9 protein-coding genes are annotated in these 12905 nt (G+C 37.1%); 4 read left to right on the top strand and 5 right to left on the bottom strand.

From position 1 onward, the window contains the following. The first annotated feature begins 848 nt into the window (after window positions 1–848). The 4 genes from QNJ50_RS19580 (at window position 849) to QNJ50_RS19565 (ending at window position 5055) form a co-directional block, all read left to right on the top strand. Window positions 849–1178, top strand: a complete 330-nt coding sequence (locus QNJ50_RS19580) for a DUF6825 family protein (RefSeq protein WP_300638342.1) — start codon at window positions 849–851, stop codon at window positions 1176–1178. Window positions 1179–1378: 200 nt separating this feature from the next. Then, window positions 1379–3061, top strand: a complete 1683-nt coding sequence (locus tag QNJ50_RS19575; protein WP_300638348.1) for an AarF/ABC1/UbiB kinase family protein — start codon at window positions 1379–1381, stop codon at window positions 3059–3061. Between the two features lie 20 nt (window positions 3062–3081). Further along, window positions 3082–3822, top strand: a complete 741-nt coding sequence (locus QNJ50_RS19570) for a Stp1/IreP family PP2C-type Ser/Thr phosphatase (RefSeq protein WP_300638340.1) — start codon at window positions 3082–3084, stop codon at window positions 3820–3822. Window positions 3823–4857: 1035 nt separating this feature from the next. Then, complete coding sequence (locus QNJ50_RS19565; RefSeq protein ID WP_300638338.1) at window positions 4858–5055, top strand: NblA/ycf18 family protein; 198 nt, start codon at window positions 4858–4860, stop codon at window positions 5053–5055. An 801-nt stretch (window positions 5056–5856) separates the two neighbouring features. Here QNJ50_RS19565 and QNJ50_RS19560 read toward each other — a convergent pair. The 5 genes from QNJ50_RS19560 to kdpB form a co-directional block, all read right to left on the bottom strand. Beyond that, a complete protein-coding gene (locus tag QNJ50_RS19560; protein WP_300638336.1) occupies window positions 5857–7446 on the bottom strand; it encodes a serine/threonine-protein kinase in 1590 nt (529 codons plus the stop codon). A 442-nt stretch (window positions 7447–7888) separates the two neighbouring features. Then, complete coding sequence (locus tag QNJ50_RS19555; protein WP_300638333.1) at window positions 7889–8341, bottom strand: hypothetical protein; 453 nt, start codon at window positions 8339–8341, stop codon at window positions 7889–7891. A gap of 206 nt (window positions 8342–8547) precedes the next feature. Next, window positions 8548–9738: an anhydro-N-acetylmuramic acid kinase gene (locus tag QNJ50_RS19550; protein ID WP_300638332.1), complete on the bottom strand. Its 1191-nt coding sequence runs from the start codon at window positions 9736–9738 to the stop codon at window positions 8548–8550. A gap of 197 nt (window positions 9739–9935) precedes the next feature. Continuing rightward, window positions 9936–10538: a K(+)-transporting ATPase subunit C gene (gene kdpC / locus QNJ50_RS19545; protein ID WP_300638346.1), complete on the bottom strand. Its 603-nt coding sequence runs from the start codon at window positions 10536–10538 to the stop codon at window positions 9936–9938. Window positions 10539–10728: 190 nt separating this feature from the next. Beyond that, window positions 10729–12831 carry a potassium-transporting ATPase subunit KdpB gene (gene kdpB / locus QNJ50_RS19540; RefSeq protein ID WP_300638330.1) on the bottom strand — a complete coding sequence of 701 codons (2103 nt, stop codon included), beginning with the start codon at window positions 12829–12831 and terminating at the stop codon, window positions 10729–10731. Between the last annotated feature and the right edge of the window lie 74 nt (window positions 12832–12905).

The raw sequence follows: 12905 nt of genomic DNA, 5'->3' as shown, positions 1-12905 counted from the left end.
GTGCTTCTAAAGTGATATGGCGGTTTTCTACTGAGGATGCCAGGGTGAAACTCCAACATCTTTATCCAGTTTTTGAGGAGGAATCCGTTAGTTCTAATGCAACATTTTAGCTGTGTCAGTCCACTAGGGTGCGTTACACTTAGAGTTAACCTGAACGTATTAACAAGGTTTTGAGTGTCACGCACCACCGGTGTATTGTGACAATTACGTAAGTTCTGATCAGTATTTATGCATTTATAAACTTGACAGTATTTAGTTAAGTTAATTCAGTATCTTTCGCATTTGAAAATATAAAACTTTGCTGTTTTGTTTTTGTTTGTTATTCGATTATTTCGAAATTTATTGTATTGAAACTATTGGTCTCTAAATTTTATTCTGCTAAACTGTAGCTATTAAATTAAGTTTTACTCTATCTCAAGTTATGAGATTTCAAAATGAGAGTAATCTTACAGCATTATCAGAATAGAAAATAAAAATACTAAAAAATATTTAATTCGCCCATTATTTAGAATAAATGGGCGCTATTTATTTGAATTGAGATTTATTTGAATTGATATTTATTTGAATTGATATTTGATACTTTGAAAAAAAATCCATCTTGAATATTTCTAGAAAAACCTTTTAATTCCTGATCGTGACTCTCTTGTTTCCTAATAAAACTCCATATTTCTTAATTATTTTTTAATATTTTGGTATGGGCTAGATCCCTTGGGATTGGTTATCTGGGTCTAGAATAAACCTTTATTCACCCAGCAAAAACATTTTGTCAAAAATAACAGTAATGAAATAGAAGCATCGAAGTGTGATAGCGAGTTATAATTTTTTGCAGACGAACGTAACAAAAATTTATGACTAACCCCCTTGTAGAAGCTTTCTTCATTGGTAGAGCTGTCGCTGAAGTATTGACCGAAAGAATGGAAAATACTTTCACTGACGCTTTAAGCGAATTAGGTAAGTTTGAAGCTGAAGCCAAAGAGCATTTACGCGCCTTTACAGAAGAAGTAATAGAAAAGGCAAATCGTGCTGCAGAAGCTGCTGGTGCTGGCGAAACTGCAACGGGTATGGGACAAACCTCAAGTTCTGAACCAGAGGATTTGCAAGCTGTAATTGATGAATTACGAGCAGAAATTGCCCTGTTGCGTACGGAAATCCAACGATATCGTAGTAATTCTGTCTGAAGCGAGTAGCAAAATTACTAAATAAAAAAAGAATAAAAATAAAATATTTTTGTCCCTAGGTAACAACTGAAGACAAAATAGCTGAAAACAAAATAGCGGAAATAAGAGATTTTTGCTCATTAATTCCATTTAACAGGTTGGAAGTCAATGTGTTTTTTGTTGCGGGTGAATCGGTGAGCAACCAACGGTACGTAAAACAAATGGATAAAAGTTATACGGGTAAGGCATACCGTTGGAATCGGGAAAACTACTCCAGTAGACGACGGTATTTGGATATTTGGTCATTTGTATTGACCTTGATGTTCAGATTGTGGCTATACAACAGATCGTGGAGTTACTCTGGAGGACCCACCGAAGTAAAGAAAGCAGCAAGACGTAAGGCACAAGCAATTTGGATTCGCAATACTCTGTTGGATCTGGGACCAACTTTTATTAAAATTGGCCAGTTATTTTCGACACGTGCTGATATCTTTCCAGGCGAGTATGTGGAAGAATTGTCCAAGCTACAGGATAAGGTACCAGCCTTTGCTTACGAACAGGTAGAAAAAATCATCCAGCAAGAATTGGGTAAAAAAATTCCCCAACTATTTGAAAGTTTTGAGCCTATACCTCTTGCTGCTGCGAGCTTAGGACAGGTTCATAAAGCTACACTACACTCGGGAGAGTCTGTAGTAGTTAAAGTTCAGCGTCCTGGGCTGAAAAAGTTATTTGAAATTGACTTACAAATTCTTAAAGGTATTGCGAGATATTTTCAAAGTCACCCCAAATGGGGGCGTGGACGAGATTGGATTGGTATTTATGAAGAATGTTGTCGCATTCTGTGGGAAGAAATAGATTACTTGAACGAAGGACGTAATGCTGATACCTTCCGCAGAAACTTTCGTACTTATGAATGGGTTAAAGTACCTCGAGTTTATTGGCGTTATGCTTCGCCACGGGTACTAACTCTTGAATATTTACCAGGGATTAAAATTAGTCAGTATGAAGCTTTGGAAGCCGCTGGCTTAAATAGAAAGATTCTCGCCCGTCAGGGAGCACAAGCTTATTTGCATCAGTTGCTCAATAATGGATTCTTCCATGCAGATCCACACCCAGGGAATATTGCCGTTAGTCCCAGTGGTGCGTTAATATTCTACGACTTCGGTATGATGGGACGGATAAAATCCAACATTCGCGAAGGTCTGATGGAAACTTTGTTTGGAGTAGCTTCTAAAGATGGCGATCGGGTTGTCAAATCTTTAATTGATTTGGGCGCTCTTGCTCCTGCAGAAGATATGGGACCAATCAGACGTTCCATTCAGTACATGCTCGATCACTTTATGGATAAGCCGTTTGAAAATCAATCGGTATCTGCCATCAGTGATGACCTGTATGAGATCGCTTACGGTCAACCTTTTAGATTTCCTGCTACTTTCACTTTTGTGATGCGAGCTTTCTCAACCTTAGAAGGAGTTGGTAAAGGACTCGATCCTGAATTTAGTTTCATGGAAGTTGCCAAACCTTATGCAATGCAGCTTATGACAAATATGAATGGTTCTCAGACGAATACTTTATTAGACGAGATCGGTCGCCAAGCAGCACAAGTTAGTTCTACCGCATTGGGTTTACCCCGCCAACTTGAGGATACTTTAGACAGGTTGGAGCGCGGAGATGTCCGGATTCGCGTCCGTTCTATCGAAACAGAGCGTTTGTTAAGACGACAAACTAATATTCAATTGGGTATGATCTACGCTGTAATAATCAGTGGTTTCACTTTGTCTGCCTCAATATTAGTTAAAGATTACATATGGTTAGCTCTACTTGCTGGATTAGTTGCAACCGCAGTATCATGGCTGCTAATTCGATTACTTCTGCGGCTCGATCGTTACGACCGTATGTATTAATTTTCGTTTGTTAAAAATTTATGAAACTTAGTTTTACCGGTGCTAGCGATCCGGGACTTATTCGTTCTAATAACCAGGATTTTTACTATATAGACCCAAAAGGACGATTTTTTATCGTTGCTGATGGTATGGGTGGTCATGCTGGTGGAGAAGAAGCCAGTCGGATCGCGGCTGAAGAAATCAAATCTTTTCTCCTTGCTAATTGGGATTCGGAAAAATCTTCTCAATATTTATTGGAAGAAGCTTTAGAAAAGGCAAATCAAGCGATTCTCCAAGATCAGGAGAAACATCCCGAACGGGCTGATATGGGCACTACTATTGTAGTTGTCACTTTCCGTAATGGTGAAACTCCTTGGCGCGCTCATGTGGGGGATTCTAGACTTTATCGTCTCCGAGAGCAGGAATTGGAACAGATGACCCAAGATCATACCTGGGTTGCACGAGCAATTCAATTTGGCGATATTACCCCCGACGAAGCCCGGATTCACCCCTTCCGTCATGTTTTATCTCAATGTCTGGGACGTGAAGACCTTCAGGAATTTGATGTCAAACCATTGGAAGTCCAATCTGGTGATCGCTTGCTTTTATGTAGCGATGGTTTAACAGAGGAACTGATGGATGAAAAAATTGTCACTTTCCTGACGGAAACTCCTACACTGGATAAGGCTGCGCTGAATTTAATTCAAGCGGCAAAAGATCAAGGCGGTCACGACAACATTACTGTTATTCTTGTTTCTTTAGAAGAAAAATCAGCTGTTTAAATTCAAAAAACTAAACCATATTGATATCGATCTATGTTGTGAACTAAGGAATTATCAGCCGTTAGAACAAAACTGGCACAAAATATTGCGCTTTAAGAGGCGTTGCAAATAAAGCAGCCTGACGCCTTTTCCTGCGCTGTCAGGCTTTACAGAAGTCGAACAAATCTTCTAAAACATTTTAATAGCCCAATGAATATGGAGAAAATGCTGCTTTAGAAAATTAAATCAAGTGAACATAATGATTTTTATTTGCGAATATTTATTAAATATTTAAAACTTTATATTTAAAACCATATTTAATATTTATCTTTCCTCTCCCAACAAAAGATATTTATTTAGCTTCCTACTTTTAAGGTTTTCCTGTGTTTATTGTAGGTAAAGCTGATTGTTCCTAGGACTTTGTAGACATATACATCGTCTTGTATACAGGGATAATGTGTTTTTTAAATTTCTTTTTTAGTAAATATACTTAGCGTTTTGTTCGCTCTGAGCATTTTTATCATTTACAACTTGATACATATACATTAAACCTCTGTAGGTTAGTACAGAGGTAATTTTCTCACCTTGTTGTTTTTAATCTTGCAGCTTGTAAATTATGAGGCATATAATTCACGACTGACTAAGAAAGTAGAGTTTTCCCCAGCATAGAGCTTGGATAGTAAATTACCCTTGAAAATAAAAATGACAACTAGAAGAAGCAAAAATCCTAATTTTTCACCTTTTAGTTTGAAATTTTCATTTCCAAAGGTCAAATAAGTTCTACCTGTTTCACTAAGAATTATTCACCTTGAACGAAAACGATCTCGGTGAACTTGAATTAAATATTTAGTAAGCCTTAGATTCAGATTAATGCTTACTAGTATTCCCCTTACTTAAGTACGGTTTTCCTGTCAAACATTTGTTATCTTTGTTAACACAAGCCAAGTACAATATAAGACAACAATGTAAGACAAAAGGCTATTTCTGTTTTACCGCCTTAGAGTTTGAGGTGAATTACTGCCAATTAACTTTAATCAATTAATGGAGAAGTTTACAATGAACCAACCAAACGAATTAACTTTAGAACAGCAATTCAGTATACATTCTTTTGCGACTCAAGTAGAACATATGAGTCACGAGCAAGCTAAAGACTTCTTAGTCAAACTTTACGAACAAATGGTAGTGAGGGAGGCTACTTACAAAGAATTAATTAAACATCAATGGGGTTTAGATTCTAATTCTTCTTGGATGTAAAGTTCCACTTTTGTGACAGAGTGGACGACCTCCCTCTCTTGCTCTGTTCCGGCTAGGGAAAGGAGCTGGGGTTGTCGGGGCGTCAACTTTAAGGATTGACTTTTATATACCGATCTTAAACTTGTTAATTTGACAAACTGTAATCACGCTCGAACCGTTGTAACTGTTAAACTACTTTGACTTTTAAACTGATATGATTTTCCAGCTTAATCTTTTGTAAGCTTAGAATGATGTGAATTCAAATAACTATGAATTACAACTGCTCTGATTTCAAACAACTACATATCGCGAAACACTTATTCATGCCCAACAGTTATAACGGTCAAATAATACTTAATTTGACCTACAGATAACAAATATTTTGACTGAATGATGACTATTATTTGTCAACACGATAACAGACTATGAGCACATAATTAAGAGTAAATTACCAATTACGGCTTTCTCCGACTTAAATACTAGGTTTATCGCTAAGTTTCTCAACATTAAATAAAGCTAATATTTTGAGTGTAGTCAGGAAAATACTCACTTAAGTTTTTTCATCGATACCAAGTTTGTAGTTCAGATAAGCTCCACAGTAAACATTAAACCCGTAACATCTTTATATTAACTTTACAGTTAAAACTGATATTTTATTTTACTGTGTTACTTTATTTTTATTTTTGTTATCCTTGATAATTTATATCCCGATATGGGAACAAAAAATATATTTTTTTACAATACTTAACTTCTGTTGAATGTTAATCAATTTTCTGGGCAGAAATACTTAATTTATATAAAAATTGCTTCTATTTGCTTATTTTATCTGTTTATATCTAACCCTGACTTTGTATCGCTTCCTGTTAATTTTTCAAGGATTTGGGGTTTTATTTTTTCATATTCATTTTGCAGTAATTTTTTGCTCATCTGCGGATTTCCTCTTGAAGTGAGAGAATAACCGAGCTTGACCCATTCTTGTAAGCGAACAGTTTGAACTGAAGCGATACTCGAATTGAGTATCAGATGGACGGGTTGAGGAGCTTCCTTCGCAAACAATAATATTTGATAGTAACCAGTTTCCCCTAAAAGACGAGTAGTTTCTCGACCAAATTTAGTTTTGAGGTCGAGATAGCAATTTAACCATTTAGCACCATGTTTTTGGTTATAAATAGCGGAAATCCACAGCAGCATTGGGTGAGGGTCGGTTATGAAGATAAATTGATTGTAGCGACTACAAACGAAAAACTTGCGAATTTCTAGGATAGGTAACATTGCCCACAATGCAGGTAATAGCTCGCTGTTTACTTTGATTGCTTGGGGAAAAACAATATTAGCAATAGGTTTATTTGCAGACCAAAAACAGCTACGAGTAATTTCATCTTTAATTACAGATGGAGGAAGCTCTGAATCTGTGGAATGAGTTGGTTGCGTGAGTTCTGCTTTTAAGGTTGTTGCTTGTGGTATATCTTCCTCTTTAAGGAAGCTTTGTTCTAAAGCAAAGTGTTGTAAGGAATTATTGGTTTTTTCTGATGTTTCCAGTTTTCCTAAGGTTTCAATAATTTCAGTAATATTTTGAGGGCGATCGCATGGCGATTTACCCAAACAATCCATTATTAGAGTTTCTAATGATGAAGGTAATGGAATCGTAGAGCTAATGTCTGTAAAGGAACGTGGTTTCTGTTCGCGATGAGCTTTATACCATGCTCCAAAAGAGTGAGTTTTTGTTTGAATTGGCATTCTACCGGTGAGCATTTCAAACATCATCACCCCCAAACTATAAATGTCAGATCGGTTATTTAGTTCTTTTCCCTCCATTTGTTCTGGTGAAGAATAAGCTAAGGTTCCCAAATAATAGTTTGTATTTTCGGTGTTAGATTGGAGTAACTTGGCAATTCCAAAATCTAGTATTTTGACTAATTCTCCAAAACTCGGATCTTGAAGAATAAAAATATTACTAGGCTTGATGTCGCGGTGAATAATAGGGCAGACTACATCATCAATGGTGATACCATCATGTGCAGACCCCAAACCCAAACAGATTTGATGCGCTATATTCAAAAATCTTTTTAAACTCAGGGTTTCGTGACGAATAATTTGGCTGAGGCTTTTACCCTTGAGATATTCCATCACATAAAATGGAATATCATTCTCATCGACCCCATAATCCATTACTCTCACAACATGGATGCTTCTTTGTCCTAGTAATGCACAGGTTTTAGCTTCCCGCTCAAAGCGTTCTTTCATGCGCATTTGTTGGTTTTGCATTGAAAGCGCTAAGAATTTGACAGCAACCGGTACGCCTCCCAATAAAATATCCTTAGCACGATAAACTCGACCCATTGCTCCGGTACCAATTAACTTTTGAATTTGATAGCGTTTAGCGAGTAAGCGACCAATGTTCGGGTCTGACATAAAAAATTCGACTCCAATTAAAAAATATGACCCTAAAAAATATGACCTAAAAAATATGACCTAAAAAATATGAAATTCAAATCTACCTTAAAGACAGGTTGCTAGATTTTGACTAAGGATAGTTAACTTATTTCTCGGGAAATTTTGAGATAAATCTGATAAGTACTAGAGTTTTATTTATAACTTTCCAAATATCTTAAAATCGTGTGTATATTTATTTTTCCCATTTTGAAGATATTTGATTAACTTGGGGAGTAGAAAAAATATAAAAATGTTTGTAGAGGTAAGGAGTCAGGAGTCAGGAGTCAGAATAATATAGATAATTGATGCTTTGTATAGATTTTGAGGTGAAAGAAACTTATTTCTTGCAGTTTCTCAAGTTTATTCATTATTCAATTTATTCAGTTAAGTGCTTCTTACCCTAATTGCTAGAAATAATTTGTTAACTTTTAGTAGTTAATTTTTCTAAGCTCGCTTCCATAGTGCTGCTTAAAAAATGACCGGACATAATACCACTGGTAAGGGAATAACTAGCATTATCCAGTCGGTGTAAAGTTTCAAATCCACTGCGACGTTGTTTATCTCCCAATACCCAGTATCGTTGAACGATGCTACTCAAACCGATCCAGCCTTCACCTTCTATTTGTCCTAATAAATTATGGTGCAGTAAAAAACTATATTGACGTTCGCCATCGTCCATTCGTCCCTTGTATTGCATAGCAATCTCTGTGCGGTCGCTACCTGGAAATACCAATTTCGTCGCCATGGTAAACCAGTTATCTCGATTCCAAGCGACTAGGGTCATACCCTTTACAGAAATTGGCATTTTATTACGTTCCAACCAACTTCCTTGAATTTTCCAGCGTCCTGGCTGTAGTAAAAAAGTATGACCCACCCTTGATAATCCTCAATGCACCTAGATTATGCTATTATTCCCAAAATCTTAAACTTTAAAATCTTAAACTTTAAAATCTTGAACCTAAAAATCTTGAACCTGAAAATTTGAGACTTGAAAATTTTAGACTTAGAAAAATTTAAATGGGTTTTGTTGTTCGCGTAGCTTTCGCTAAAAAAAGTTAAGGAACAGGGAATTTATTTCATTCACGCACTGGTAGCTAATTCTTGAATGCGTGGTTGATGGATTTCACCTAACAGAACTTCGTGGCTTGCACCTGTTGCAGAGGGTAGATTACCGGGAGCACCTGACTCCCGCCAATAAGCTAATACTGCAAATGCGATCGCTTCTTTAAAATCGGCACTAATCCCAACTTCATCTGTAGTAAGAACAGGTATTGGTGTTAGTAATTCCTGCAAACGTTGTTTTAAGTAAAGATTACGATTACCACCCCCACATAAAAGTACTCTTTGGGGCATTTGTGGTAGAAAAGTACGATAGCTATGAACTATAGAACTTGCCGTTAGTTCTGTTAGAGTTGCTAAGATATCTTCTGGACTAAGTTGGTACTTGGAAGCATCTTGCAAGCATTGCTGCAGATAATCTTTGCCAAATAATTCTTTTCCGGTAGACTTAGGTGGCGCTAAATGAAAATATTCGTGCTGTAACCATTTTTCAACTAAAGCTTGACAGGGAGTTCCACTTGCTCCCCATGCACCATTCTCATCATAAGTTTTAGCACCATCTGTTAAATGCTCTACTGCTAAATCTAAAAGACTGTTACCTGGTCCTGTATCCCAACCACAAACTTGATCTAAATAATTGCCTTGAAATGCGGGAATATAAGCAAGGTTAGCAATTCCGCCAATATTTTGAATACAACTACTAATTTGGGGATCGCCGAACAAAGCTAGATCCACACGGGGAACCAGGGGTGCACCATGACCACCAACAGCTATATCCGCGACTCGAAAGTTATTGATAGTTTTGGTATTAGTTAAATTAGCAATTACAGCACCCCGACCTATTTGCAAACTGTAACCGATGGGAGATTTAGAGTTGATTTTTTCCCTTTCAATTCTTTCTGGTGGTTGATGATAGATAGTTTGACCGTGAGAACCAATTAAAGTAGCCTTTTCATGACCAACTTGAATTCTATTCGCAGCTTCAGCAAAAGCACATGCGATCGCATCATCTAATTGTGCTAGTTCTGCCATGGAAATCCTGGCACCAACACAAATTTCTAAAATACGTTCTCTCAGTTTTTTTGGATAAGGGTATGTAGCTCCTGCAACTAAATCAATTTTGATTTCTAAATCTTGACCATGAATGTCTACTAGAACGGCGTCAATACCATCTACTGACGTACCGCTTATCAAACCAACTACACGAGTCATAAAGATTAAAGTTGAGATAAATGAAATGATTTTAGAACGATATTGTAGAATTATTTGAACTTTAAGTAGGTCGGCGTAGCCTCTGTCTCGTCTCTACAGGGTTTTGGATTTTTCCATGTACCTCATTTATCTGAAATATGCTGTAATTATTTGAACTTTATAATTACTTGAGATTTTAAAATAATTTGTAATTATTTCTAGTTGCGATTTACATCTTTTAGATCTAGTTCATAGTTTAGCTGGAGAATATTTACCCCTGGTTCGCCAAAAATCCCCAAAAATCTTCCATCTGTATATTCTCTAATTGACTTTTCTATTTCGCGTTTTTCCTGTTCCTGTAAATTTCTTGCAGATGCAACTCGATCTATTTGTGCTTGTGCAGCTTCTAGGGAAATGTGAGGGTCTAACCCAGAACCGGAAGCATATATCAATTCTGCAAGGGGTGGAATATTTTCTTCTCTGAGTAATTCAGCTTCTTCTAATACTCGTTGCTGTAAATTTGGATCGCTAGGAGCTAAGTTACTGGCTCCAGAGACTCCTGTAGGTCTACCTCTTCTACCGATACTGTAACGGACTGCACTTGGTCTTCCCTGAAAATATTTTTCTGACACAAATTTTTGTCCGATTAAAGTCGAACCGTAATTTTCTCCATGAATATTTTGTTTGATGTTACCATTTGCCTGTTCTGGAAAGAAAACTTGACCTATCACAAGTATGAATAAAGGATAGATAAATGCTGTGACTAACCAAAGAACTATAGTTATACGAATTGCTTTAAAGATATCTTTGAACATGGGGATTGGGGATAGCACTGCGTGCCGCCTTGCGGCATAGAGCCTACGGCGTCGGCGTAGCCTCTGGCGACTGGGGATTGGAGATTAGGGATTGGTAGTTCAATTATTACTACTTATTTTTCAAAAAATTTTTAGCATTTATTTTTAAGTATTTAGTTTAAATATTCAATATTTAAAATAACCCTGCTGAATTTAATTAAAATAATCCTACTGAAGTTATTCCAATATCAATTATTTTGATCAGAATCAATGGTATTACTATTCCACTAATTCCATAAATTAAAATATTACGCTGTACCATCCTGTTCGGTGATAGATTTGTCGTTCTAATACCTATCAATGCAAAAGGAATTAAAATTGGAATTATTAAAGCTTTATAAACCAGAATTGAAAGTATTGCTGACTTCAGATTACTTAAACCAAGAATATTAAGGCTCTCTAATTTAGCATTGGGAATTAGTAACGGGATAATAGCAAAGTATTCACCAATTTTATTGGCAATTGTAAATATAGTTACTGCCCCACGGGTCATGATTAATTGCTGACTAATTTGAATAATATCTATTAATTTGGTGGGGTCGGAATCTAAATCTACGATACTTGCTGCTTCTCTTGCAGCTTGAGTACCGGTATTCATTGCAATACCTACATTTGCTTGCGCTAGTGCTGAAGCATCATTTGCGCCATTTCCAGTCATTGCAACCCTGTTACCCTCTGCTTGTTCGAGACGAATAACTGTGTTCTTAACTTCTGGGGTTGCATCAGCAATAAAGTTTTCTACCCCTGCTTCCCTCGCAATTACTGCAGCTGTAAGATTGTTATCACCTGTAAGCATTAAGGTACGCACACCCATTTTACGCAATCGAGCAAAGCGATCGCGAATTCCGGGTTTGATGATATCTCGTAAATAAATTACACCGAAGATTTCGTCATCTACTGCAACTGCTAGAGGTGTACCTCCTTGCTTCGCTACATGCTCAAAGGCTGTACCTACATCCGGAGTTACTTGTCCACCTTCATTACAAACAAATTCTTCGATTGCTGAGACTGCTCCTTTACGCAGTTGACGACCACTAGGAAGGTTAGTACCGCTTATCCTAGTAATTGGAGAAAATGGTATAGCTTGAGCTGCTCCACGCTCAAAATCTACCCTTGCACCTAATCTTTCTGCTAATCGGACGATAGATTTACCTTCAGGAGTATCGTCAAACACGCTTGCTGCTAAGGAAACATGAGCTAATTCTTCCAGGGAATGATTATTTACTGGAATAAAAGATTCAGCCAGGCGATTACCTAAAGTAATAGTACCTGTTTTATCAAGTACTAAGACATCGATATCCGAGCAAGTCTCGATGATTTTTCCAGAAGTTGCAATTACGTTGAGTCGTGCGGCTTTATCCATCCCAGAAATCCCAATGGTGCTGAGCATTCCAGCTATAGTCGTGGGAATGAATACAATTAATAAAGCTATAAATGCTGGGGTATCAATGGGATTTTGCAGGTAGTAAGCAATCGTGGTTAAGGTGACGACTACCAGAGTAAATAATAAGCTTAAAAATACTAATAATGCGGTTATCGTAATTTCATTGGCTGTTTTTTTACGTTTTTTACCTTCAACATTAGCAATTATCCGATTAATAAAACCACGACCCGGAGGTGCAGTTACTCTAATTATCAGTTCGTCGGAAATAATTCTGGTACCACCAGTAACAGAACTCCCAACATCAGATCCAGATTCCTTAAGAACTGGTGCAGATTCCCCTGTTACGATGGATTCATCAACGCTAGCGACACCCATTGTCACTTCTCCATCTGCAGGAATTATATCTCCCGCGACTGCGTAAATCGTATCGCCCCGTTGCAGTTCTTCAGAATCAACTTCAACAATTGAACCGTCTGGAAATAATTTTTTGGCGGTGGTTTTTGTTTTGGTGGAGCGCAAAATATTTGCTAAAGCCTTTCCCCTACTTTCTGCTAATGCTTCTGCAAAATTGCTAAACCAAAGGATACAAAATAATGCTACCGCGATGGAAATGTTAAATACACGAGGATTATCGTTGGATAATTCACCAAATATATTAGGCTTAATTGCCAACGCTGAAGTAACGATTGTTCCAATCGCAACCACAAATAATATGGGGTTTTTACTCAGATGGTGAGGATTAAGTTTCAAAAAAGCATATTTGAATGCTCGTAGATACAACAGTTTGCTAATTTTTATTTCCCGTTGCGATCGCGTGCGGCGATCGCGGGTTCGAGAACGCGAACGTTTGGGTGTAGGGGGGTTTGCCGATTGCATTATCTAATGGTGGTTAACTATTGATTTTGATTTGGTGTAATAAAAATATCAAATAAATAACTGGTAATTGGTTG

The sequence above is a fragment of the Mastigocoleus sp. MO_188.B34 genome (assembly GCF_030065675.1).
Lineage (GTDB): Bacteria > Cyanobacteriota > Cyanobacteriia > Cyanobacteriales > Nostocaceae > Mastigocoleus.
Note: the sequence above shows the minus strand (reverse complement) of the source record. Positions and strands in the feature narration are given on the sequence as shown.